22 protein-coding genes are annotated in these 22,666 nt (G+C 47.4%); 16 read left to right on the plus strand and 6 right to left on the minus strand.

Features of this window, described 5'->3' with window-relative positions; all coding sequences use genetic code 11:
* Window positions 1-5 precede the first annotated feature (5 nt).
* The 4 genes from glp to ICN13_RS01330 all read right to left on the minus strand — a co-directional run bounded on the left by glp (window position 6) and on the right by ICN13_RS01330 (window position 5,760).
* Entirely contained in the window at window positions 6-1,322 is a 1,317-nt protein-coding gene (gene glp, locus ICN13_RS01315) for a gephyrin-like molybdotransferase Glp (protein ID WP_216138445.1), read from the minus strand.
* The gene (gene mobA / locus ICN13_RS01320; RefSeq protein ID WP_216138447.1) at window positions 1,319-1,924 is read right to left on the minus strand and encodes a molybdenum cofactor guanylyltransferase MobA; all 606 of its coding nucleotides are present in this window, start codon (window positions 1,922-1,924) and stop codon (window positions 1,319-1,321) included. The genes glp and mobA overlap by 4 nt, the downstream gene beginning before the upstream one ends.
* Window positions 1,924-2,991 (minus strand): GTP 3',8-cyclase MoaA, encoded by a 1,068-nt coding sequence (moaA, locus tag ICN13_RS01325; protein ID WP_255534040.1) that lies wholly within the window; start codon window positions 2,989-2,991, stop codon window positions 1,924-1,926. Before moaA ends, mobA begins: the two co-directional genes overlap by 1 nt.
* 153 nt (window positions 2,992-3,144) lie before the next feature.
* A complete protein-coding gene (locus tag ICN13_RS01330) occupies window positions 3,145-5,760 on the minus strand; it encodes an Rne/Rng family ribonuclease (RefSeq protein WP_216138451.1) in 2,616 nt (871 codons plus the stop codon).
* A 464-nt stretch (window positions 5,761-6,224) separates the two neighbouring features.
* Between ICN13_RS01330 and ICN13_RS01335 the strand changes: the two genes are divergently transcribed.
* The 3 genes from ICN13_RS01335 to ICN13_RS01345 are packed head-to-tail and all read left to right on the plus strand — an operon-like array spanning window position 6,225 to window position 8,913.
* Window positions 6,225-7,250 (plus strand): RluA family pseudouridine synthase, encoded by a 1,026-nt coding sequence (locus ICN13_RS01335; protein WP_216138453.1) that lies wholly within the window; start codon window positions 6,225-6,227, stop codon window positions 7,248-7,250.
* Window positions 7,250-7,936 (plus strand): HAD-IA family hydrolase, encoded by a 687-nt coding sequence (locus ICN13_RS01340; protein WP_216138454.1) that lies wholly within the window; start codon window positions 7,250-7,252, stop codon window positions 7,934-7,936. Before ICN13_RS01335 ends, ICN13_RS01340 begins: the two co-directional genes overlap by 1 nt.
* A 29-nt stretch (window positions 7,937-7,965) precedes the next feature.
* Window positions 7,966-8,913: a S49 family peptidase gene (locus ICN13_RS01345; protein WP_216138457.1), complete on the plus strand. Its 948-nt coding sequence runs from the start codon at window positions 7,966-7,968 to the stop codon at window positions 8,911-8,913.
* 35 nt (window positions 8,914-8,948) lie between these two features.
* Here the strand turns inward: ICN13_RS01345 and ICN13_RS01350 are convergent, their stop codons facing one another.
* Together ICN13_RS01350 and ICN13_RS01355 are read right to left on the minus strand one after the other, a co-directional pair.
* A complete protein-coding gene (locus ICN13_RS01350) occupies window positions 8,949-9,719 on the minus strand; it encodes an SAM-dependent methyltransferase (RefSeq protein ID WP_216138465.1) in 771 nt (256 codons plus the stop codon).
* Window positions 9,720-9,739: 20 nt separating this feature from the next.
* Window positions 9,740-10,336, minus strand: a complete 597-nt coding sequence (locus ICN13_RS01355) for a Maf family nucleotide pyrophosphatase (protein ID WP_216138485.1) — start codon at window positions 10,334-10,336, stop codon at window positions 9,740-9,742.
* Window positions 10,337-10,377: 41 nt separating this feature from the next.
* Here ICN13_RS01355 and ICN13_RS01360 point away from each other — a divergent pair, with 41 nt between their 5' ends.
* From ICN13_RS01360 to era, 13 genes are all read left to right on the plus strand, one after another.
* Window positions 10,378-10,956 (plus strand): DUF177 domain-containing protein, encoded by a 579-nt coding sequence (locus ICN13_RS01360; protein ID WP_216138487.1) that lies wholly within the window; start codon window positions 10,378-10,380, stop codon window positions 10,954-10,956.
* Window positions 10,957-11,058: 102 nt separating this feature from the next.
* A complete protein-coding gene (rpmF, locus tag ICN13_RS01365; RefSeq protein ID WP_011902241.1) occupies window positions 11,059-11,238 on the plus strand; it encodes a 50S ribosomal protein L32 in 180 nt (59 codons plus the stop codon).
* An 84-nt stretch (window positions 11,239-11,322) separates the two neighbouring features.
* On the plus strand, window positions 11,323-12,336 hold the full coding sequence (plsX, locus tag ICN13_RS01370; protein ID WP_216138489.1) for a phosphate acyltransferase PlsX: 1,014 nt from the start codon (window positions 11,323-11,325) through the stop codon (window positions 12,334-12,336).
* On the plus strand, window positions 12,333-13,319 hold the full coding sequence (locus ICN13_RS01375; protein ID WP_216138492.1) for a beta-ketoacyl-ACP synthase III: 987 nt from the start codon (window positions 12,333-12,335) through the stop codon (window positions 13,317-13,319). The genes plsX and ICN13_RS01375 overlap by 4 nt, the downstream gene beginning before the upstream one ends.
* Before the next feature lie 27 nt (window positions 13,320-13,346).
* Window positions 13,347-14,282: an ACP S-malonyltransferase gene (fabD, locus tag ICN13_RS01380; RefSeq protein WP_216138494.1), complete on the plus strand. Its 936-nt coding sequence runs from the start codon at window positions 13,347-13,349 to the stop codon at window positions 14,280-14,282.
* A gap of 40 nt (window positions 14,283-14,322) precedes the next feature.
* On the plus strand, window positions 14,323-15,066 hold the full coding sequence (fabG, locus tag ICN13_RS01385) for a 3-oxoacyl-ACP reductase FabG (RefSeq protein WP_216138496.1): 744 nt from the start codon (window positions 14,323-14,325) through the stop codon (window positions 15,064-15,066).
* Between the two features lie 102 nt (window positions 15,067-15,168).
* On the plus strand, window positions 15,169-15,408 hold the full coding sequence (acpP, locus tag ICN13_RS01390; protein WP_028819177.1) for an acyl carrier protein: 240 nt from the start codon (window positions 15,169-15,171) through the stop codon (window positions 15,406-15,408).
* 21 nt (window positions 15,409-15,429) lie between these two features.
* Window positions 15,430-16,677 carry a beta-ketoacyl-ACP synthase II gene (gene fabF, locus ICN13_RS01395; protein ID WP_216138498.1) on the plus strand — a complete coding sequence of 416 codons (1,248 nt, stop codon included), beginning with the start codon at window positions 15,430-15,432 and terminating at the stop codon, window positions 16,675-16,677.
* 51 nt (window positions 16,678-16,728) lie between these two features.
* Window positions 16,729-18,177 (plus strand): DegQ family serine endoprotease, encoded by a 1,449-nt coding sequence (locus ICN13_RS01400; RefSeq protein ID WP_216138500.1) that lies wholly within the window; start codon window positions 16,729-16,731, stop codon window positions 18,175-18,177.
* Between the two features lie 137 nt (window positions 18,178-18,314).
* A complete protein-coding gene (gene lepA / locus ICN13_RS01405) occupies window positions 18,315-20,120 on the plus strand; it encodes a translation elongation factor 4 (RefSeq protein WP_216138502.1) in 1,806 nt (601 codons plus the stop codon).
* Complete coding sequence (gene lepB / locus ICN13_RS01410) at window positions 20,120-20,926, plus strand: signal peptidase I (protein WP_216138503.1); 807 nt, start codon at window positions 20,120-20,122, stop codon at window positions 20,924-20,926. Before lepA ends, lepB begins: the two co-directional genes overlap by 1 nt.
* Before the next feature lie 6 nt (window positions 20,927-20,932).
* Window positions 20,933-21,724, plus strand: a complete 792-nt coding sequence (gene rnc / locus ICN13_RS01415; RefSeq protein WP_216138505.1) for a ribonuclease III — start codon at window positions 20,933-20,935, stop codon at window positions 21,722-21,724.
* A gap of 44 nt (window positions 21,725-21,768) precedes the next feature.
* Window positions 21,769-22,662: a GTPase Era gene (gene era, locus ICN13_RS01420; RefSeq protein WP_216863999.1), complete on the plus strand. Its 894-nt coding sequence runs from the start codon at window positions 21,769-21,771 to the stop codon at window positions 22,660-22,662.
* Window positions 22,663-22,666 lie beyond the last annotated feature (4 nt).

Consider the following 22,666-nt stretch of genomic DNA (forward strand, 5'->3'; position numbering starts at 1 on the left):
CAATCTTAAAGCAGTCCATCAAAAAGCGCTATATCTACCCAGTCCCCAGCAGCAATATTTCCTTGGTCATGAGCAAGAATGACAAAGCAATTTGCCTCACTCATGGAGCGCAAAATGCCAGCACCTTGACTGCCGGTGAGTCTGACAGTTGGACGGCCATCGGCATTGCGTCCCAAGATGGCGCGTTGAAACTCTGTGCGACCGGGTTTCTTGCGGATTGGCGCTTCAGAGATTGCCTGAGTAATGGGCGGTTCAGTCTGGTTTGCGCCATTGAGTTGCAAGAGCGCGCTTCGAACAAACTGGTAAAAGGTCACCATGACTGCTACTGGATTGCCTGGCAATCCAAAGAACAGTGTTTTGCGAGCAGGTGACTTTCCAGGAATGGGTTTCAACACTCCAAAAGCCATTGGGCGACCAGGGCGCATCGCAATTTTCCAAAAGCCGACGTCTCCCAGCTCTTGCATGATTTGCTTAGTGAAGTCAGCCTCACCAACAGAGACGCCACCGGAAGAGATTAAGACATCCGCTTTGCTAGCGGCATCAATAAATGCTTTTTTAAGAGATGTTGGATCATCGCGCACAATCCCACAGTCAATGATTTCTAGATTGAGGCGATTGAGTAAGCCGGTAAGGCTATACCGATTACTGTCATAAATACTACCCGCGTCTAATGTTTGGCCTAGTGATCGCAACTCATCTCCAGAAGATAGAATCGCTACCTTGAGTTTGCGCTTCACTTTAAGAGAGGCTATCCCGAGAGATGCTGCTAAGCCTAAATCTGAAGGGCGCAATAAACGACCTGCGCTAATCGCGGGTTTACCTTGTTGTAAATCTTCACCGCGCAAGCGACGATTTTCCCCGGGCTTCAATTGATTCTGAGGAAACTCAATGTGCGTATCGGTTTGAGCGCTAGTGAATTCTTGTGGAATGACGGTGTCACAACCGGCTGGCATGACGGCGCCAGTCATAATCTTGAGACATTCACCGGGATTGATCTTGCCTTCATAAGGCTTGCCCGCAAATGCGGTACCCATGATTTTGAGGGAGACCGTAGCATCCTCCGTGCCAAGGCACTTGCCGTCAAAGGCATAGCCGTCCATCGCTGAGTTGTCAGCCGCAGGAACGTCAATTGGCGAGAGTAAATCCTCAGCAAGAATGCGGTTGATTGCTTGGTCTAAAGAAACAGTTTCAGTATCACTCGCATCACCAATTGCATTGGATTCTGCAATGAGCTCATTCACCAATTGTGCAATGGCTTTACGGGCTTCATCCACATGCAGCGATGAAGTGAGAAGAATGGGGTTATTGGGTGAGTGCTTCATGCGAAGGCCCCTTCTAATACTTTTAATTCTTCTGGGGTGTTGACGTTGGCAAATGCTTGCGCGTCATCAAACACTACAGTGCTGCTGCGCAATTCTTTAAACCAACGATCGATCTTGAGATCGCCTTTTTGTAAAAATTTTTCTAATGACTCTTGCAAGCTAGTACGCATTAAACAAAAAACGGGTTGCGCCCATACTTTGCCATCCACTTCTTTACTTGAGGCATATACCAATTCAAAGTCGCCGTGGGCCATTTCAGATGCTAGCCTAGCGCCCAAATCTTTGGGTAGCAAAGGCGAATCACAAGGTGCAGTCAGCATGTAAGGAGTTTTGCAAACCTTGAGGCCTGCAGAAAAACCGGCTAGTGGCCCTGAGAAGTCAGGGGTCTCATCCATGATGACGGGGTAGCCATGAATGGCGTATTTCGTAATGTTGCGATTGGCATTAATCAGAATTGGACCCACTTGGTCCTTCAGTCTGGTAATGGCTGATTCAATGAGGGGTTTGCCGAGAAACGGAATTAATCCTTTATCTATACCGCCCATGCGCTGGGCGCGTCCACCAGCGAGGATCAGACCGGTAATTTGATCGGAAGAAATCATTAGCCGCCGATATAAGACATTTCGACTTTACGAGAACCAGTCGATTGATTTGCAGTATTGGAGCCGCGGATTTCAGAGTAATGATCATCACGCGCTGCCCAAGTATTCATAATGGCATTGGCAATCTCTAAATCACTTTTACCTGAACGTAATAAGGTTTTGAAATCAAAACCTTCATTTGCAAAGAGGCAGAGATACATCTGGCCATCAGTAGAAATACGCGCGCGGGTACATTCGTGACAGAAAGTTTGCGTCACGCTAGAGATCACACCGACTTCGCCTGAGCCATCTTTGTAGCGCCAGCGCTGCGCAACTTCACCTGAGTAGTTTGCTTCAATTGCTTCTAATGGAAATACTTCATTGATTCTGGCAATCACTTCTTTGGAGGGCAGTACCTCTGCCATATTCCAGCCATTGGAGCTGCCCACGTCCATGAACTCAATAAAGCGTAAGATGACGCCACTACCTTTGAAGTGTTTTGCCATCGCGACGATTTCATGATCGTTTGTACCTTTTTTAACCACCATATTCACTTTGATATTTTCAAAGCCAACTTCTTGAGCGGCGGCAATGCCATCCAAAACATCCGCTACTGGAAAGTCAACATCATTCATCTCTTTGAAGATGACATCATCTAAGCCATCTAAGCTCACAGTGAGTCTTTGTAGGCCAGCAGCTTTTAAAGCAGCAGCTTTCTTGCGCAGAATGCTGCCATTGGTTGTTAAGGTGAGATCCAGTGGTTTGCCATCAGGTGTGCGCACTTGTGCCAACATGTCGATCAGCACTTCTAAGTTTTTGCGCAGTAGCGGCTCACCACCAGTTAAACGAATCTTCTCAACGCCTAAGCTAGCAAAGATTGAAGTTAAGCGAGTGATTTCTTCAAAGCTCAGCAGTTCTTTGTGTGAGAGGTAAGGGTAATTCTGATCAAAGACTTCTTTAGGCATGCAATAGGTGCAGCGGAAGTTGCAACGATCCGTTACCGAAATGCGGAGATCACGTAAGATGCGACCGCGTTTATCTTGGGTATTGCCATGAGGTGCATGGAGTTGCGCGCCAATAGACGGCATAAGGCCGCTGCCTTCGTCGATGCGTATGGGGATTACCTTTGGGATTGCTTTGTCAACCATGTTCGCAATTATGGCTGTGAAACGGTGTTTCTGCCAAACCGCCAAATATCCTTTTGGGATAAATGACGGTCTGGAGAAAACTGTTAGATAGCGTTAAACCGTTTTTTCTTGGCCGCCGGTTTCAACTAAAACCATTGGGCCTTCTGGTCGGGCTGCTGCAGGCTTAGGCGTTCTGCCCAAGTTGGTTGACTCAGGTTGAATCTGGCTTTGGGCTTCTGCATGCTTAGAGGCATCAGTAGCAACCCAGATCATGCCGGCAGACTGCACAACACTATGTAAAGGAGTTTCTTCAAGCGCCTGGAAAGCAACCTTCGGAAGCTCTGGTGCAGGCTTAGCAATTACTTCAACAGTTGAAGTGGCTACTACTGCCACTGCTGTAACGGGAGCTGCAGCTGGAGTACTTTGAGTGCCTTGCGCTGGACGATTAGATTGACGTGGAGGGCGTGGTGCTCTCTCTTGTCTTTGCGCAGCAGGTTTTGCATTACCAAAGCTATTAGCAAGATTCTGAATCGGCATTGATGCAGATGCGCCAGCCATACCTACAGGGGGGCCTGCAAATGGACTTGCTGATGTCATTGCTGTTGCTGAAGTAGATGCTTCACCATTCTCTGCGCGTTCGCCACGATCATTGCGATTGCGACCACGACCACGACGATTGCGACCACGACCACGACGCTCTTCGCCATCAGCAGTTGGTGCAGCCTCGCCTGGAGCAGCTTCGGTTGCAGGCGTTACTGCAGCTGGGTTTGCTTGGCGCTCTGGTTTTGGACCATTGCGATTACCGTTACGGTTATTGCCTTGGTTGCGATTGCCGTTGCGATTGTTGTTCGCTTCAGCAGTGCCTTCAGCAGCAGTTGCTGCTGGGCGCTCTGTACGCTCACCATTACGTTCGCCACGACGATTGCGACCACGGTTGCGATCACCACCATTGCCATTGCGGCCTTGGTTACGACCACGCACATTGCTTGGTGCTGGCTTCTCTTCAGCTGCAGGAGAAGATGAGAACATCTTTTTAATAAATCCAAAGAAGCCACCAGAGCTTTCAGCTTGTGCTTTTTCGGTACGTGCTGGACGAGGTTGGCTAATTGGTGCTGGTTGAGTTGGGGTAATGCCTTTAACAGCTGCTTCAGGACGCGCCTTCACATCAGCGTCCTTACGGCTCACAGTAGTATCGGTCTCAAGCTCACGTGCAGCTTCTTCCGCCATCACATAACTCGCCTTTTGATCATCTAAACGTGGATCGTCATGACGTAAACGCTCTAACTTGTAATGTGGAGTTTCCAAATGCTTATTTGGAACCATCAAGACATTCACTTTGAAGCGAGTTTCAATCTTGATCACTTCAGCACGTTTTTCATTCAAGAGGAATGCAGCCACTTCGACTGGTACCTGGGTATGAATCGCCGCTGTGTTCTCTTTCATTGCTTCTTCTTGAATGATGCGTAGAACTTGCAATGCTGAAGATTCGGTATCACGGATGTGACCAGTGCCATTACAACGTGGGCAGGTTACATGGCTTCCCTCAGAAAGGGCAGGGCGCAAGCGCTGACGTGACATTTCCATCAAGCCGAACTTGGAGATCTTGCCCATCTGAACGCGAGCGCGGTCATGGCGCAGAGCATCGCGGAGGCGATTCTCAACATCTTTCTGCGCTTTGCTCGACTCCATATCAATAAAGTCGATCACGATCAAACCACCCAAGTCACGTAAACGTGCTTGACGGGCGATTTCATCAGCAGCTTCTAAGTTGGTGCGGGTTGCGGTTTCTTCAATATCAGAACCACGGGTTGCACGTGCAGAGTTCACGTCCACAGAAACCAAGGCTTCAGTGTGGTCGATCACAATGGCGCCACCAGATGGCAGTGGCACTGTGCGTGAGTATGCAGTTTCGATTTGATGCTCAATTTGGAAACGAGAGAACAAAGGCACATCATCCTGATAGCGCTTTACTCGTGGCAAATTGTCCGGCATCACTACTGACATAAATGCTGCAGCTTGTTCGTAGATGTCATCGGTATCGATAAGGATCTCGCCGATATCTGGCTGGAAGTAATCGCGAATGGCGCGAATCACTAAGCTAGATTCGAGATAAATCAGTAATGGGGCTGAATTGCCTTTGGCAGCTTCATCAATCGCTTTCCACAACTGCATTAGGTAACTTAAGTCCCATTGCAATTCAGTAGCATCACGACCAATACCGGCGGTACGAGCAATGATGCTCATACCATCAGCCACTTCTAATTGAGCCATGGCTTCGCGGAGTTCTTGACGGTCTTCACCTTCAATGCGACGGGAAACGCCGCCTCCACGTGGGTTATTTGGCATCAATACCAAATAGCGGCCAGCCAAGGAGATAAAAGAAGTTAAAGCGGCGCCTTTTTGGCCACGCTCTTCTTTTTCTACTTGAACAATGATTTCTTGACCTTCGCGTAGCGCATCCTTGATGGAGGCATTGCGAACATCGATACCCTCTTTGAAATAGGTTCTGGCAACTTCTTTAAATGGCAAGAAGCCATGACGCTCTTCACCATAGTTGACAAAGCAAGCCTCCAGGGAAGGCTCAATGCGGGTAATAACACCTTTGTAAATATTGCCTTTGCGTTGTTCGCGACCGGCGGCTTCGATATCAATATCGATGAGTTTTTGACCATCAACGATGGCAACTCGCAACTCTTCTTGTTGAGTTGCATTAAACAACATGCGTTTCATAACACTCTCCTATGGGGGAGGATGTCGTTGCGCGCTGCGTTAGGGGACAAGTTAGATACCGCTTAAGGCATAGCCAATGGCGGTTTAAGAGTGTGGATCATGCAAATCTAGGCATTTATTACCCAGTTCACCAAGTTAACGGTTGGTTAAATTGGTGCCACACTTGACGATCGCCGCAGAGACCTCCTTTAGGTCATCAATGCAGGCGCGCGCCTGAAAACTGTCTTCTAATCGCGGGTCGCGGCATACGGCACACCAACCCTGCGCCTCATTACAACGGGGGAGGGGCAACCCCGGGAGTCTTTTAAAGGGCGACTCCAAGCTCCACGATTTAAACCTGACCTCAGGCTCATATCGGGCCAATAAATTGGCTAGAGCGTTGATTATACGGCACAAGTTGAATGACAATGGGGTATTGTTAAGTCCCTTATCGTCTCAGAACGAGGCGATAAGAGAGATAAATCATGAAATCTGAACCCATTTCCAAGCCTTTAAAGGTAAAAACGCCTGCTTCTTCAGCGCCTGCTGCAGTGCATCTTCAGACTATTGGTCCTGAAGAGGCTGGTCAGCGCTTGGATAACTATTTGCTCCGTTGGGCCAAGGGCGTTCCTAAAAGTCACGTTTACCGGATTATTCGTTCGGGCGAGGTGCGGGTCAATAAAAAGCGAGCCGAGCCAACCACCCGACTGATTGAGGGTGATGTTGTGCGCCTTCCCCCAGTCAGAATTGCTGAGCCTGCCCAAATGGCAGCAGTCAATAGTGCTCAAACCAAATCTAGAGCCCATGGTTACTCAGACAAAATGCCCATCCTTTTTGAGGATGAGGCTCTCCTAATAGTAGATAAACCACCTGGCTTAGCTGTACATGGCGGGTCTGGAATTGCTCTGGGGGTGATTGAGACGTTGCGTATCACTCGCCCAGAATTGAAGTTCCTGGAATTAGTTCACCGTTTGGATCGAGACACCTCTGGTGTATTGCTGCTTGCTAAGAAGCGTAGTGCTCTGGTGGAGTTGCACCGTCAAATTCGTGAAGGCCAAACAGATAAGCGTTACTACTTGCTAGCCCATGGAGAAATTCAGCAGGGTGCGCAAGTGATGCAACTAAAGTATCCATTGCACAAATACCTCTTGGCTAATGGCGAACGTAGAGTGCGAGTTGATCCTGAGGGCTTGCCAAGCCACACAGCTTTGCGCGTGACCAAAACCATGAAGCGTGAAGATGCTGCGATTACTTTGGCTGAGGCTCAGTTAAAAACAGGCCGCACTCATCAGATCCGTGTACATCTTCAGAAACTGGGTCATGCAATCTTGGGCGATGACAAATATGGCTTTGAAGATCAAGACAAAGTAATTAAATCCAAGCGACTTTATCTCCATGCCCATCTTGCGGGCTTCACACATCCGCGTACTGGTGAGAAGATGCGGATTGAGTCCCCACTGCCAGCTGAGTTTGCGGCGATGATGAAAAATTTTGAACCAATAGAAGCGTAATGACCCAAAAAAGTACATTCGGAGATAAACCCGATCGCCGCTATGACCTGATTGTGTGGGATTGGGATGGAACTATTATGGATTCCACGCCAACCATCGTGTATTGCATTCAGCAGGCTTGTCGCGATTTAGGTTTTAAAGAACCTGATGATGCATTGGCAAGTTCAGTCATTGGCTTGGGTATTCAGGATTCATTACGAAGAGCGGTCCCCTGGATTGAGCCGGCACACTTTCCAAAACTGACAGATCGCTTTCGTTATCACTACCTAGCCAAAGATCATGAACTTGATTTATTTGTAGGCATTCGTGAGCTGCTCGAGAATTTACGGGAAGATAAATATCTATTGGGTGTTGCTACAGGTAAATCCAGAGTGGGTTTAGATCGTTCTTTAAAACACCATCAAATTGGCCATCTCTTTCATGAAACACGAACAGCTGATGAATCCTTCTCAAAGCCCCATCCAGGAATGTTGCTGGAGTTATCTGATGTGACTCAGGTGCCTACGCGTCGCATGTTGATGATTGGGGACACTACGCACGATTTAGATATGGCAGCCAATGCTGGCGTAGATGCTGTTGCAGTGACCTACGGCGCGCATCCTCTGGATACTTTAAAAACATCCCCTTCATTGGCTCATATAGATGATGTGGCACAGCTGTCACAATGGCTCAAGCAAAATCTGTAAATCACAATAAGTAATACTAAGGAATCAAGATGGAAAACAATCCAAATCCAAACTGGGAACGTCAAGCTCTTGAGCATTTGCTCCTCGAGAATTTGAAAGAGACACGTAAAGCTCGTCGTTGGAAAGCTGTACTGCGAGTACTGACTTTGGTTGTGATCGTTGGGGTGATTCTTTCAGTGTTTGATTTTCATTTGCCGGGGCGTGGTATGGCAGGAGAAAAGCACACTGCTATGGTGACGCTGGAGGGTGAGATTTCATCGAGCTCAATGGCCAATGCTTTAGATATCAACTCTTCACTGCTTTCTGCATTTGAGAATGAACATAGTGCCGGCGTGGTTCTGCGTATTAATAGTCCCGGCGGCTCGCCGGTGCAAGCCGGAATGATTAATGATGAGATCCATCGCTTGCGCAAGCTCTATCCAAACAAACCGTTTTATGTGGTGGTTGAAGATATTTGTGCTTCGGGCGGCTACTACGTTGCAGTAGCTGGTGATCAGATCTTGGTGGATAAGGCTAGTTTGGTTGGTTCAATCGGCGTGATCATGGAAGGCTTTGGCTTTACCGGTCTGATGGATAAGCTGGGCGTAACTCGTCGCATGATTACTTCAGGATCAAATAAAGGCATGCTTGATCCATTTAGCAAAGAGAATCCCAAGCAAGTTGAAATGGTGAAGACCATGATTGATGAGATTCACCAACAATTTATTGCTGTAGTGAAAGAGGGTCGCGGGGCGCGTTTAAAAGATGTCCCAGATTTATTCTCCGGACGTATTTGGAATGGCGAACAGGCTGTCAAAATTGGTTTGGCTGATGGTTACGGCACAGTTGAGTCCGTAGCGCGCGATATCTTCAAAGCCCCAGATATTTTGGACTACACCATGAAAGAAAACTTTGCTGAGCGTGTAGCCAAGCGCTTTGGTGCTGAGGCAGGTGCGGCTGCTGGCAAAGCTTTAGTAAAGGCACCAGATCTCAAGTAAGAATGAATTCCTGAGCTAGGAAAAAGCGTCAACGCTTAGGCCAACAGTAGAAATACCGTTGGCCTATTTTGTAAGGAAGCGCATGCAGCCTCATTTGGATAGCGCTTGCGCCACTCTGCAATCGATAGCGTGGTGATCATTTCTGAAGGGAGGCTGAGATCAACGCCTAGGCACAGTAAAGATTGTGGTGCTAGAGAATTTAAGCACGCCATCAACATTGCGGTATTGCGATAAGGCGTCTCAATCCAAATCTGAGTTTGCTGTAATTTGCGAGACTCTACTTCGAGTTGTTTCAACCTAGCACTGCGCTCATGGGTGTCATGTGGCAGATATCCCTGAAAGGCAAAGCGTTGACCATTTAGACCGCTAGCCATTAAACCCAGCAAAATAGAGCTTGGACCCACTAAAGGCTTTACCTGGGCACCTAAGCAATGTGCCGCTAGAACAAGTTCTGCGCCTGGATCGGCGACACCTGGCACGCCAGCTTCGGACATTAAACCCATGTCATTGCCAGCAAGCAATGGTTTGAGTAAGTCAGCAGGTTTCACGGCATCACCATACTTTGCATTGCGAGCTGCACCACGCCACTCACTCATTTGCATTTCTTGAATAGTGCAAGCAAGCGGAGCAACACTATCAACCGCTTTTAATAGTGCGCGTGCTGTTTTCGCATCTTCAACAATCCAGTGTTTGAGTTTGGCAGTTTGTAAAAGCGTTTCATGAGGCAATACATGTGGCAATTGCTCAATGCGCGCATCGTCCCCCAGTGTGTTGGGAACTAGGTAGAGTGTGCCTAACTTTGACATAAATAAATTGAGTTGATCTCTTAATTCTTGGATGGAATTACAAAACCAGCATCACGTAATAAACCGGTTAAAGCAATGAGTGGCAAGCCAATGAGGGCTGTTGGGTCATCACTTTGAATGGACTCCAAAAGGCTAATGCCAAGACCCTCAGACTTAGCGCTACCGGCACAGTCGTAAGGCTCTTCTGCAAGCAAGTAACTTTCTAAAACATCATCCGAGAGTTTTCGAAAGGTCACTTCAGTGGGTACGTTTAAGGTTATTTGCTGATCACCTTTCATTAAGCAAAGCGCCGTATGAAAAGTCACCGTTTGACCACGCATGAGTTGTAGTTGAGCGAGAGCTCTTTCAAAATTACCAGGCTTACCAATTGCAGCACCACACAAATCTGCAACTTGGTCAGAGCCAATCACCCATGCATTGGGATGATTTTTAGCAACCGCTGCAGCTTTTGCAGCGGCAAGACGTAAGGCCAATTCGAGAGTGCTTTCACCAGTGAGTGGTGTCTCATCGACTTTAGGGGAAACGACTTCAAAAGGAATGCGTAGACGCCCCAAAAGCTCGCGGCGATATGCCGAGGTCGATGCCAGGATGAGGGGCGGATTGATTGATTTACTCATTGCTGCTGACTTTCGAAGAGGCCTTGATTTAGACTGATGCCATGAATCGTAATCAAGTTTTACCTCAAGTCCAGTTATCGGCCGAACCAAGCGCTTTAAAAAAGGTCGATTTTTGCGCTCCCCAGTCCTATCAAGGAGCCGGCTTTTTGGCTATTTCTGATATGCCTAGGCTGGCTGAAGAGGCTTCCGCCATTAATCCAGGAGATGGCTTTAATTGGCAAATGGAGACCCATTTTGAAGATTCACCTGGCAGTGAGCCTCGCCAAATCCTGGAATTAGCTCTAAAAGGGCGCCTTCACTTGGTTTGTCAGCGTTGTTTGCAAGACTGCGCTGTAGATTTGGATGAAAAACGCCGTTTTGTTCTACTTGCCACTGAGGCTGAGGCTGATGATTTCCCGATGGAGGATGAGGAGCAGGAGCCTTTGGTGGCCAGCCAGCATTTCAACCTCTTAGAAACCATTGAGGATGAGGTTTTATTGTCCTTACCCTTGATTCCAAAGCATCCAGAGGGCTTTTGTGAGCCCCACGCCTCTGTTTTTGGGGTGGATGATGAGGATGAGGTGGTTGATGAGCGTGAAAATCCCTTTAACATATTGAAAAATATGAAGAAAAACTCATAAATCAGGCGCTTTTATCCTTGTTGTTTTAAGTAATCTCTATCGAAAAATCAAGCATTTAGCCACTTTTTCATGCTAGAATGTCGCCTTGCTTAGGAGTTCAATATGGCCGTTCAACAAAACAAAAAATCACCTTCCAAACGTGGCATGCACCGTGCGCACGACTTTTTGACCGCACCTGCTACGGCTGTTGAAGCCACAACTGGTGAGGCTCATTTGCGCCACCACATTTCACCAAACGGCTACTATCGTGGCCGTAAAGTTGTTAAAACAAAAAACGACTAATTCTTTTAGTCTAAATAGATCGAAGCGGCTCACAAAACAGCCGCTTTTTTCTTAGATAAATCACTTGCAGCAATCAATGAGTTTATGAGCGTTACTCTAGCTATTGATGCCATGGGCGGAGATCATGGAGTCGTCGTTACGGTTCCTGCTGCCTGCGATTTTCTAGAAAAACATGCCGATGTGAAGATTGCCTTGGTGGGTGATCCTGATTTAATCAAGCAAGTTTTAGATAAATCTTCGACAGCTCACGCAGATCGTATTCATATTATTCCTGCAAGCGAAGTGGTGTTGATGGACGACCCCATCGAAGTTGCTTTGCGTCGCAAAAAAGATTCATCTATGCGCGTTGCTATTGAGCAAGTCAAAGAGGGTGCAGCTGATGCTGTCATTTCCTCCGGCAATACTGGCGCACTCATGGCGATTTCTCGCTACATCCTAAAAACCCTTGAAGGCGTTGATCGTCCAGCTATTGCAACTGCTATCCCAAATGAATTGGGGGGCGGTACAACCATGCTCGACCTGGGTGCTAACGCGGATTGTGAACCGATGCATTTGGTGCAATTTGCCCAAATGGCGAACGTCATGGTTCAGGTGGTTGATGGCAAGAAAAATCCCTCAATTGGGCTTCTCAATATTGGGGAAGAGGTGATTAAGGGTAATGAGGTTGTCAAACAAACCAGCGAGTTGTTGCGTCAAACTCATTTAAACTTTTACGGAAATGTAGAAGGCAATGATATTTTTAAAGGCACTACCGATATCGTCGTGTGCGATGGTTTTGTAGGTAATGTCGTTCTCAAGGCTAGTGAAGGTTTAGCAAAAATGATGAGCGGCATGATTCGTGAAGAATTTAAGCGCTCGCTGATGACGAGATTGATGGCAATCTGCGCCATGGTCCCACTGCTGCGAGTGCGTAAGCGCGTAGACCATCGTCGCTATAACGGTGCAGTGTTGTTAGGTCTACGCGGTTGTGTGATTAAGAGTCATGGCTCCGCCGATCGCTTTGCCTTTGGTTTTGCTTTAGAGCGCGCATATGAGGCTGCCAAGAATCGTATGGTTGAGCGCATTGCCGCAGCCTTTGTGGTGGAGACAAAAGAATGAGTATTTTTGCAAGAGTCGCTGGTACTGGAAGCTATCTTCCCGAGCAGCGTTTAACCAATCAAGACTTAGTAGAGCGCCTCGCTAAAACAGGCCTAGAGACTAGTGATGAGTGGATTACGACTCGCAGCGGGATTTCTGCACGACACTTTGCTGCCGAAAATGAATTAACCAGTGATTTAGCGGTGAAAGCTGCTGAAGCAGCTTTAACAAGCGCTGGGATTACCTCCGCAGATCTGGATCTCATTATTTTGGCAACCTCTACGCCGGATCATTTGGGCGGGTTTCCAAGTACCGCTTGTGTAGTGCAGGATAAATTGGGCGCTCATACCGCCTGTGCCGCATTTGATGTGCAAGCGGTTTGTGCTGGTTTTACTTACGCTCTCGCTATTGCAGATGCCTTCATTCGTTCTGGTTCATTTAAAAAAGTACTGGTGATTGGTGCCGAGACCTTCTCTCGCATTTTGGATTTTCAAGATCGCGGTACTTGTGTTTTGTTTGGCGATGGTGCTGGTGCGGTAGTGCTCGAAGCCTCCAAAGAGCCTGGCATTCTTTCAACAGCCTTACATGCTGATGGTAGTCAACGCGACATTCTCTGTGTGCCTGGCCGTGCTGGTAATGGTGAAGTGCATGGCTCTCCATTCATGACAATGGATGGTCAAGCAGTATTTAAATTAGCCGTAAAAGTATTAGAGCAAGTAGCGCACGAAGCCTTAGAGAAGGCCAATCTCAAGCCTGAACAAATTGATTGGTTAGTGCCACATCAAGCCAACATTCGCATCATGGAGGGCACTGCCAAGAAGATGGGCATGTCCATGGATAAAGTGATTGTGACAGTGCATGAGCATGGCAATACTTCTGCCGCATCAATTCCATTGGCTTTAGATGCGGGTGTGCGCTCCGGTCAAATTCAACGTGGCCAACATCTTTTACTAGAGGGTGTTGGTGGTGGCTTCGCTTGGGGCGCAGCAGTTCTCAAGTACTAAGAGTTTATTTTTTAGTGAATTAATAATATGACATTTGCATTCGTATTCCCTGGCCAAGGTTCTCAATCTGTCGGCATGCTCAATTCGATTTCTGAGCGTCCTGAAGTGCGCGCAACATTACAAGAAGCCTCTGAAGCTTTAGGTGAGGATGTTGCCAAATTAATTGCTGAAGGTCCTGCAGAGGCCTTGTCCTTAACAACCAATACTCAACCAGTGATGCTGACTGCTGGCGTGGCTTTTTACCGCGCTTGGCTGGCGGCAGGTGGATCGGCTCCTAAGGTGATGGCAGGTCATAGCCTCGGTGAATACTCAGCCTTGGTCGCTGCTGGCGTCATTTCTTTTAAAGATGCAGTTCCATTGGTGCGCTTTCGTGCAGAAGCAATGCAAAGCGCAGTCCCAGTTGGCACGGGTGGTATGGCTGCTATTTTGGGTTTAGATGATGCGACTGTGATTAAAGTTTGTGCAGAGGCCAGCGTTGCTTCTGGCGGTGTTGTAGAGGCCGTCAATTTCAATGCACCAGGACAAGTGGTGATTGCAGGTGCAAGTGATGCTGTAACGAAGGCGTGCGAGCTACTGAAAGCTGCTGGTGCTAAACGTGCATTACCTTTACCTGTGTCTGCACCATTTCATTCTTCTTTATTGCAACCTGCTTCTGAAAAACTCAAAGGCTATCTTGCAAACATTGAATTCAAAACACCAACAATCTCCGTGATTAATAACGTTGATGTCCAAATCTTGAATGATCCTACCGCCATTAAAGATGCATTAGTGCGTCAAGCTGCAAAACCTGTACGCTGGCAAGAAACTATTCAAGCAATGGCTGGACAGGGTATTACCCAAGTGGTGGAGTGCGGTCCTGGCAAAGTGTTGGCAGGCTTAACTAAGCGCATCAATGATCAAGTAACGGGCGTGCCCGTATTTGATGATGCCAGCCTGAATGAAGTGCTAGCAACTTTAAAATAAGTATTCATACAAGAACCAATCGAAATAGCGGAAGACAAATATGAACCTCGACTTAAGCGGACAAATTGCCTTAGTGACCGGTGCCTCGCGTGGTATTGGTCAGGCGATTGCAGATGAATTAGTCAAGTGTGGCGCCAAGGTGATTGGCACAGCTACATCGGCTGATGGTGCTAAAGCAATTAATGCACGCTTAAAGCCTTCAGGTGGTTGTGGTTTGGTTTTGAATGTCACTGCACCAAATGCTTGCGAAGAAATTATTGATCAGATTGTGAAGGATCATGGCGGCATCAATATTTTGGTCAATAACGCTGGTATTACTCGCGATAACTTGGCAATGCGCATGAAGTCCGAGGAGTGGACTGATGTAATTGATACTAATTTGAGTTCAGTGTTTCGTTTATCTCAGGCGGTTTTGCGTCCCATGATGAAGGCACGTGGTGGCCGCATCATCAACATCACCTCCATTGTTGGTCACATGGGTAACGCAGGACAGGCAAACTACGCCGCTGCAAAAGCAGGCGTTTCTGGAATGACCCGTGCTTTGGCCCGCGAAATTGGCAGCCGCAATATCACCGTCAATTGCGTAGCCCCTGGATTTATTGATACCGATATGACCCGCGCCCTGAGCGAAGATCAGCAAAATGCCCTCAAAGTGAATATTCCACTAGCCAGATTGGGTAGTCCCGAGGATGTGGCCCAGGCAGTGGCATTTTTGGCCTCTCCGGCGGCTGGCTATATTACGGGTAATACCCTACACGTCAATGGCGGACTCTATCTAGCCTAACGGCAAAGCAAGGATTTGGTCGTTTTTGGGCGAATTTGCTAATTCGGTCCACCAAACTGATAAAATCCTTTTCATCGTTTTTTACAACCCCTGGGGAAATTAATGGACAACATCGAACAACGCGTTAAGAAAATCGTCGCTGAGCAATTAGGCGTCGCTGAAGGAGATATCAAGAATGAATCTTCTTTCGTGAATGACCTGGGCGCTGACTCTCTTGACACTGTTGAGCTGGTAATGGCATTGGAAGATGAATTCGGTATCGAAATTCCTGATGAGGAAGCCGAAAAGATCACCACAGTTCAGCTCGCGATCGACTTCGCTAAATCAAAAGCTCAGGGTTAATTCCCTAGCTTAGGTATTACTGTGTCAGCATCAAATTGCCGACGCCGGGTAGTAGTTACCGGCCTTGGTCTCATCTCACCTGTTGGTAATTCAGTTGATGTAGCTTGGTCTAATTTGCTTGCGGGCAAATCAGGCATTGCTACCATCACCAAATTCGACCACGCTCCACTTAGCGTTCATTTCGCTGGAGAGGTGAAAGATTTCAATGTTGAAGAATATGTTTCTGCCAAAGAAGCGCGCCATATGGATACCTTTATCCATTACGGCATCGCTGCTGGCACGCAAGCACTTCGCGATAGCGGTCTAGAGATTACCGAGCAAAATGCCGAGCGCGTAGGCGTCATGGTGGGTTCGGGTATTGGCGGCTTGCCAATGATTGAGGAAACAGGCGCAGAGCTCTTAGCTCGTGGCCCTCGTCGCATCTCCCCATTCTTTGTGCCAGGCTCAATCATTAATATGATTTCTGGGCATCTGAGTATTTTGTTTGGTCTTAAAGGTCCAAACGTTGCTGCAGTCACAGCATGTACTACTGGTTTGCACAGCATTGGTTTGGCTGCGCGCTTAATTCAGTACGGAGATGCTGATGTGATGGTGGCCGGTGGTGCTGAGTCAACTATTTCTGCTTTAGGTGTTGGTGGCTTTGCTTCGGCAAGGGCACTTTCAACTCGCAATGATGATCCAGCGACTGCTTCACGTCCTTGGGATAAAGACCGTGATGGCTTTGTTCTAGGTGAAGGTGCTGGTGTGATCGTGCTTGAAGAGTATGAGCATGCAAAGGCCCGCGGCGCAAAAATTTACTGTGAACTACTTGGCTTTGGTATGAGCGGTGATGCGTATCACATGACTGCACCGAATATGGATGGTCCTCGTCGTTGCATGGTCAATGCCATGCGTGATGCAGGCTTAAATCCTGATCAAATTCAGTATCTCAATGCACATGGTACTTCCACACCTTTGGGTGATAAGAATGAAACCGATGCCATTAAAGCGGCTCTAGGCGATCACGCTAAAAAAGCCCTGATTAACTCCACCAAGTCGATGACTGGTCACCTTTTAGGCGGCGCAGGCGGCTTGGAGTCTGTTTTCACTATTCTGGCTCTTCATAACCAGAAATCTCCACCCACCATCAATATCTTCAATCAAGACCCTGAGTGTGACTTGGACTACTGCGCCAATACCGCTAGGGACGTGAAGATTGACCACGCAGTCAAAAACAACTTTGGCTTTGGTGGTACTAACGGCACCTTGATTTTTGGTAAGCTGACCTAATATTCTCTTTATCTCCACTTTTTGGTTTTTACCAAGTAGGTCCATAGCATCATGAAAAAGTACTTTATTGCGCTCTTGGCTATTTTGAGTCTTGGGCAAACTGCATTTGTTCCAAATGCCTCTGCACAAAATCCTCGGGTAACGATTCCAGATTTTGCAGATTTGGTTGAGCGTGCCAGTCCCGCTGTAGTGAATATTCGGACAACTGAAAAAGTCATGGTGCAACAAGCTCAAGGCGGCATCCCAGGAATGCCTGAGGATCAAGCAGAGTTCTTTCGTCGTTTCTTTGGAGTGCCTATTCCAGGTATTCCGAATGGACCAAAACAGGCGCAACCTAATTCCGGTAAACCTCAAGAGGCTGATCGTGGAGTGGGTTCTGGTTTCATTATTGAATCCAATGGTTTGATTCTCACAAACGCACACGTTGTTGAAGGTGCTACTACGATTTATGTCACTTTGACTGATAAGCGTGAGTTCAAAGCCAAGCTCTTGGGGATGGATAAACGTACTGATGTAGCGGTAGTCAAAATTGAAGCGCGCGACTTACCAAAATTACCATTAGGTGATTCTTCTAAAGTGAGAGTGGGTGAGTGGGTTCTCGCCATTGGCTCACCTTTTGGCCTTGAGAACACCGTAACAGCAGGCATTGTTTCCGCGAAGAGCCGTGATACTGGCGATTACCTGCCCTTTATCCAGACTGACGTAGCGGTCAATCCCGGTAATTCTGGTGGCCCACTGTTAAATACTGCTGGCCAAGTTATTGGCATTAACTCACAAATTTTTAGCCGCTCTGGTGGCTATATGGGAATCTCTTTTGCAATTCCGATTGACGAGGCAATGCGTGTTGCTGAGCAGTTGCGTACCAATGGAAAAATGACGCGTGGTCGTATTGGTGTTGCCTTAGGTGAAATGACAAAAGAGGTTGCTGAGAGTTTAGGTTTGGGTAAACCTCGTGGCGCGTATGTGCGCAACGTGGAGACCAACGGTCCTGCAGCAGTTGGCGGTATTGAGGCGGGCGATGTGATTCTGAGCTTTAATGGTCGCGAAATTAATAAGTCTACAGATTTGCCGCGTATTGTTGGTGAAACTAAACCCGGTACTACAGCTAGCGTGCAAGTTTGGCGCAAGGGCAGCACACGTGAAGTCACTGTCACAGTGATTGATACAGACTCAACCCAAGCGGCCGTTAAAAAGTCAGATGCTCCCGCTAATACTGGGAATAGTGCAAATGCTTTTGGGGTAGCAGTGACTGACCTGTCAGATACCAAAAAGAAGGATCTCAATATCAAGGGTGGCGTTGAGGTTAGCGGTTTGAGTGATGGCCCTTTGGCTAGGGCTGGAGTTCGCCCTGGCGATGTGATCATTCGGATTGCTGATGCTGACATCACTGGGGTAAAGCAGTTTGAGACCCTGGTTAAAGGCCTGGATGCCAATAAGGCTGTTCCAGTCTTTATCCGTCGTTCTGACGGTACTTTGATCATCCCAGTAAGGCCAAAATAAGCCCTTTTTAGGTAAAAGAATGGGGTTTGGCGCCTTTTGGGCGCCACCCATTACAATCACTTTAAGACGGCTTTTTGCAGCGCATCATTGTGGTGCGTTCTGACAAGGCGTTTTTTTGAATGACCTATTAAGACGCTATGGATTTAATCCGCAATTTTTCTATCATCGCCCACATTGATCACGGCAAATCTACGCTTGCGGATCGCATTATTCAACTATGTGGCGGTCTCTCAGATCGTGAAATGGAAGCCCAGGTTCTCGATTCGATGGATATCGAACGTGAGCGCGGCATCACTATTAAAGCCCAAACTGCAGCTTTAAATTACAAAGCTAAAGATGGCAAGATCTACAACATCAATCTGATTGATACCCCAGGGCATGTGGACTTCTCATACGAAGTGAGTCGTTCCTTGTCTGCTTGTGAGGGTGCTTTATTGGTGGTGGATGCCAGTCAGGGCGTCGAGGCGCAGACGGTAGCGAACTGTTATATGGCCCTTGAGCTGGGTGTTGAAGTGGTTCCCGTGCTCAATAAGATTGATTTGCCCCAAGCCGATCCGGATCGCGCCAAAAAAGAAATTGAAGATGTGATTGGTATTGATGCTTCAGAAGCCGTAACTTGCTCAGCTAAAACAGGCATGGGTGTTGCGGATGTCATCGAAGAAATGATTGCTAAGGTGCCGCCACCAAAAGGCAATGCGGCAGATCCATTGCAAGCATTAATTATTGACTCTTGGTTTGACAACTATGTTGGTGTTGTCATGCTCATACGGGTTGTGAACGGCACTCTAAAGCCAAAAGAAAAAATCACCTTAATGGCAAACGGTTCTAGCCATTTAGTTGAGCACGTCGGTGTTTTTAGCCCGAAGTCAGTAGATCGCCCAGAGCTATCTGCTGGACAAGTAGGCTTTGTAATTGCTGGCATTAAAGAATTAAAAGCCGCTAAGGTTGGTGACACAGTAACGCACTCTCCAGGACAGCAAGGTCGAGTTCCAGCAGTTGCACCTCTGCCTGGATTTAAAGAAGTGAAGCCGCAAGTATTTGCTGGCCTGTATCCAGTTGAGGCAAGTGAGTACGATCAACTGCGTGAATCACTTGAGAAGTTAAAACTCAATGATGCTTCTCTCTTGTATGAACCAGAAGTGTCTCAAGCTTTAGGCTTTGGATTCCGTTGCGGCTTTTTAGGTTTGCTCCACATGGAGATCGTACAAGAGCGCTTGGAGCGCCAGTACGGTATGAATCTCATCACTACAGCTCCAACCGTGGTGTATCAGGTCCAGCAATCGGATGGCACGATCTTGATGGTCGATAACCCATCAAAGATGCCTGAGACCAGTAAGGTCGACACCATCATGGAGCCGATTGTGACGGTGAACCTCTATATGCCTCAAGAGTATGTGGGTTCAGTAATTACCTTATGTGTTGGTAAGCGGGGTATTCAGACGGGGATGAACTATTTGGGCCGCCAAGTGCAGCTCACTTATGAATTACCGATGGCAGAGATTGTGTTGGATTTCTTTGACAGGCTAAAGTCAATCTCTCGCGGCTATGCCTCGATGGATTATGAATTTAAGGAATATCGTCCAGCTGATGTAGTCAAGGTCGATATCTTGATTAACGGCGATCAGGTTGACGCTCTATCGGTGATTGTCCATAGAAGCAATAGTCAACACCGTGGTCGTGAGGTAGTTTCGAAAATGCGCGGGATCATTCCGCGTCAAATGTTCGATGTGGCCATTCAGGCGGCTATTGGCAGCAATATTGTTGCCCGTGAAAACGTGAAAGCTTTGCGTAAAAACGTTTTGGCTAAATGCTATGGCGGTGATATCTCTCGTAAGCGTAAGTTGTTAGAGAAGCAAAAAGAAGGTAAGAAGCGCATGAAGCAAGTAGGTAATGTGGAAATTCCACAAGAAGCGTTCTTGGCTATTTTGCAGGTGGAGGATTAATGAACTTCGCTCTGATTCTGTTGATCTTGGTTGTCTTGACGGGCATTGCCTGGGTTGCTGACAGGATGTACTTTGCCCCACAAAGACGCTTGGCTGGTAATGATCGTATGCCCTTATGGCTGGAATATACGGCCGGTTTCTTTCCGGTGATTTGTGCGGTATTTGTGTTGCGCTCATTCATTGTTGAGCCTTTCAAGATTCCGTCTGGATCAATGATCCCAACCTTGCAAATTGGCGACTTCATTTTGGTAAATAAATTTACCTACGGTATTCGTCTGCCAGTGATTAATCAAAAAGTAGTTGACCTTGGCGCTCCAAAGCGTGGCGATGTGGTGGTCTTTCGTTATCCGCGTGATGAGTCCGTTGATTACATCAAGCGTGTAGTGGCTCTGCCTGGTGATGTGATCACCTATCAAGACAAGCGTCTCACAGTAAATGGTCAGCCATTGCAATACAGCGGTGGTGATTCTTATCTTGATCCAGAGAATATGCGCTATGCCAAGCGCTTTATGGAATCTTTTCCTGCGGATTTAGGTGGTAATCGTCATGAGATTTTGAATGACCCAGATCGCCCCGCAACAGTATTTCCGACAGAGCGTTTTCCAGGTTCAGATTTCTGTCAGTACCAGCAATCTGGTCTCACTTGTAAGGTTCCGCCAGGCCATTACTTTGCGATGGGCGATAACCGCGATAACAGTGCCGATTCTCGCTATTGGGGCTTTGTGCCTGATAAGAATATTGTGGGCAAAGCCTTCTTTGTCTGGTTGAATTTGGGCAACTTAGGTCGCATTGGCGGCTTTGAGTAAGAGATCATGAACGCGCGCGCTGTTATTGAAACTGCACCCTTGCAAGAGCAGCTTGGTTATACCTTTAAAAAGCTTGAGCTCTTGAATCAAGCTTTGACCCACCGTAGTCATAGCAAAAAGAATAACGAGCGCTTGGAGTTCTTGGGTGACTCGATTCTGAATTGCGTAGTTGCTGATTTACTTTATGAGCGTTACTCCGATTTGGATGAGGGCGATCTCTCTCGTGTGCGCGCCAACCTCGTGAAGCAACAGGCTTTATATGAGATTGCACAAACTTTGTCTCTTTCTGACTATCTCCGTTTGGGTGAGGGTGAGCTCAAGAGTGGTGGCTTTCGCCGCCCCTCAATCTTGGCCGACACTTTAGAGGCAGTTACTGGGGCAATCTTTTTAGATGGCGGATTTGATGCTGCAAAAACATGCTTGCGCAAACTCTATTCAGCAATTCTGGCGCAAGTTGATCCAAAGACTTTAGGTAAAGACGACAAAACACTTTTGCAAGAATGTTTGCAAAGCTATCAATTACCTTTGCCGACCTATAACGTCACTGGTACTACTGGCGCTGCGCATAACCAACAATTTGAAGTGGAATGCTTGATTCCGAGCTTGAAAGTTTCAGTAAAAGGTGAAGGCGCCTCACGCCGAGCTGCAGAGCAATCTGCCGCTAAGACTGCCTTACTAGCCGTTCTCAAAGCATTGCCACAAGAATCTCGTAAACCCAAGAAAACTCGGTCGGCTAAGAAAAAAGCAGCCAAAAAAGAAGTCGCCGAAGAGCAGTTAAATCTTAAGCTGAAGGACTAATCGTGTTTAGATGCGGCACTATCGCCATTGTTGGGCGTCCCAATATGGGCAAATCAACACTACTAAATGCACTGGTTGGTCAAAAGATCAGCATCACTTCCCGTAAGGCGCAAACAACGCGCCATCGTATTTTGGGGATTCAGAATCGCGAAGAGGCGCAATTTATTTTTATTGATACACCAGGCTTTCAGACGCGCTTGATGAACACACTGAATAAGGCGCTAAACCGCACGGTGACAACTGCTCTGCAAGACGTTAATGTTGCTTGCTTTGTGGTTGAGGCAGGTTATTTTGGTGAGGATGATAAGAAAGTTTTAAAACTGCTGCCTGACGATTTGCCGGTAGTGCTGGTTCTCAATAAGCTCGATCTCTTTAATAGTCGTTTTCAGACTCCTTCCGAACGTGATCAGGCATTACTCAATTTTATTAAAGACATGGCGCGGCCATGGAGTGAGTTGGGTGGCCACGAAGATCAGAAGTGTGAGTTTGCAGAAATCGTACCGATGAGTGCTAAAAGTCCTGGTGACGTACAAAGACTCTTAGATGTCTTAGAGGGTTATCTACCTGAAGCAGAGGCTGTCTACGATGGCGATACTATTACTGATCGTAGCGAACGCTTTCTTGCCGCTGAAATTCTGCGTGAGAAGGTCTTCCGTTTTACGGGTGAGGAGTTGCCTTACACCTCTACAGTGGTGATTGATCAGTTCAAGATGGATGGCAAGATGCGCCGTATTGCTGCAACCATCTTAGTGGATCGCGACAGCCATAAAGCCATGATCATTGGGCAAAAAGGTGAGCGTCTTAAAAAGATTTCAACAGATGCACGGATTGATATGGAAAAGCTCTTTGATGGAAAAGTTTTTTTGGAGACTTGGGTCAAAGTGAAACGTGGTTGGGCAGATGATCGCGCTGAATTACGGGCGCAGGGCCTGGAATAGATTC

The organism is Polynucleobacter sp. MWH-Berg-3C6 (assembly GCF_018881855.1).
Taxonomy (GTDB): Bacteria; Pseudomonadota; Gammaproteobacteria; order Burkholderiales; family Burkholderiaceae; genus Polynucleobacter.

Bases quoted from the DNA above. Each gene is read 5' to 3' on its own strand.
- glp (WP_216138445.1), bottom strand. From the start codon at position 1,322: ATGAAGCACTCACCCAATAACCCCATTCTTCTCACTTCATCGCTGCAT.
- mobA (WP_216138447.1), bottom strand. From the start codon at position 1,924: ATGATTTCTTCCGATCAAATTACCGGTCTGATCCTCGCTGGTGGACGC.
- moaA (WP_255534040.1), bottom strand. From the start codon at position 2,991: ATGCCGTCTATTGGCGCGCAACTCCATGCACCTCATGGCAATACCCAA.
- ICN13_RS01330 (WP_216138451.1), bottom strand. From the start codon at position 5,760: ATGAAACGCATGTTGTTTAATGCAACTCAACAAGAAGAGTTGCGAGTT.
- ICN13_RS01335 (WP_216138453.1), top strand. From the start codon at position 6,225: ATGAAATCTGAACCCATTTCCAAGCCTTTAAAGGTAAAAACGCCTGCT.
- ICN13_RS01340 (WP_216138454.1), top strand. From the start codon at position 7,250: ATGACCCAAAAAAGTACATTCGGAGATAAACCCGATCGCCGCTATGAC.
- ICN13_RS01345 (WP_216138457.1), top strand. From the start codon at position 7,966: ATGGAAAACAATCCAAATCCAAACTGGGAACGTCAAGCTCTTGAGCAT.
- ICN13_RS01350 (WP_216138465.1), bottom strand. From the start codon at position 9,719: ATGTCAAAGTTAGGCACACTCTACCTAGTTCCCAACACACTGGGGGAC.
- ICN13_RS01355 (WP_216138485.1), bottom strand. From the start codon at position 10,336: ATGAGTAAATCAATCAATCCGCCCCTCATCCTGGCATCGACCTCGGCA.
- ICN13_RS01360 (WP_216138487.1), top strand. From the start codon at position 10,378: ATGAATCGTAATCAAGTTTTACCTCAAGTCCAGTTATCGGCCGAACCA.
- rpmF (WP_011902241.1), top strand. From the start codon at position 11,059: ATGGCCGTTCAACAAAACAAAAAATCACCTTCCAAACGTGGCATGCAC.
- plsX (WP_216138489.1), top strand. From the start codon at position 11,323: ATGAGCGTTACTCTAGCTATTGATGCCATGGGCGGAGATCATGGAGTC.
- ICN13_RS01375 (WP_216138492.1), top strand. From the start codon at position 12,333: ATGAGTATTTTTGCAAGAGTCGCTGGTACTGGAAGCTATCTTCCCGAG.
- fabD (WP_216138494.1), top strand. From the start codon at position 13,347: ATGACATTTGCATTCGTATTCCCTGGCCAAGGTTCTCAATCTGTCGGC.
- fabG (WP_216138496.1), top strand. From the start codon at position 14,323: ATGAACCTCGACTTAAGCGGACAAATTGCCTTAGTGACCGGTGCCTCG.
- acpP (WP_028819177.1), top strand. From the start codon at position 15,169: ATGGACAACATCGAACAACGCGTTAAGAAAATCGTCGCTGAGCAATTA.
- ICN13_RS01400 (WP_216138500.1), top strand. From the start codon at position 16,729: ATGAAAAAGTACTTTATTGCGCTCTTGGCTATTTTGAGTCTTGGGCAA.
- lepA (WP_216138502.1), top strand. From the start codon at position 18,315: ATGGATTTAATCCGCAATTTTTCTATCATCGCCCACATTGATCACGGC.
- lepB (WP_216138503.1), top strand. From the start codon at position 20,120: ATGAACTTCGCTCTGATTCTGTTGATCTTGGTTGTCTTGACGGGCATT.
- rnc (WP_216138505.1), top strand. From the start codon at position 20,933: ATGAACGCGCGCGCTGTTATTGAAACTGCACCCTTGCAAGAGCAGCTT.
- era (WP_216863999.1), top strand. From the start codon at position 21,769: ATGGGCAAATCAACACTACTAAATGCACTGGTTGGTCAAAAGATCAGC.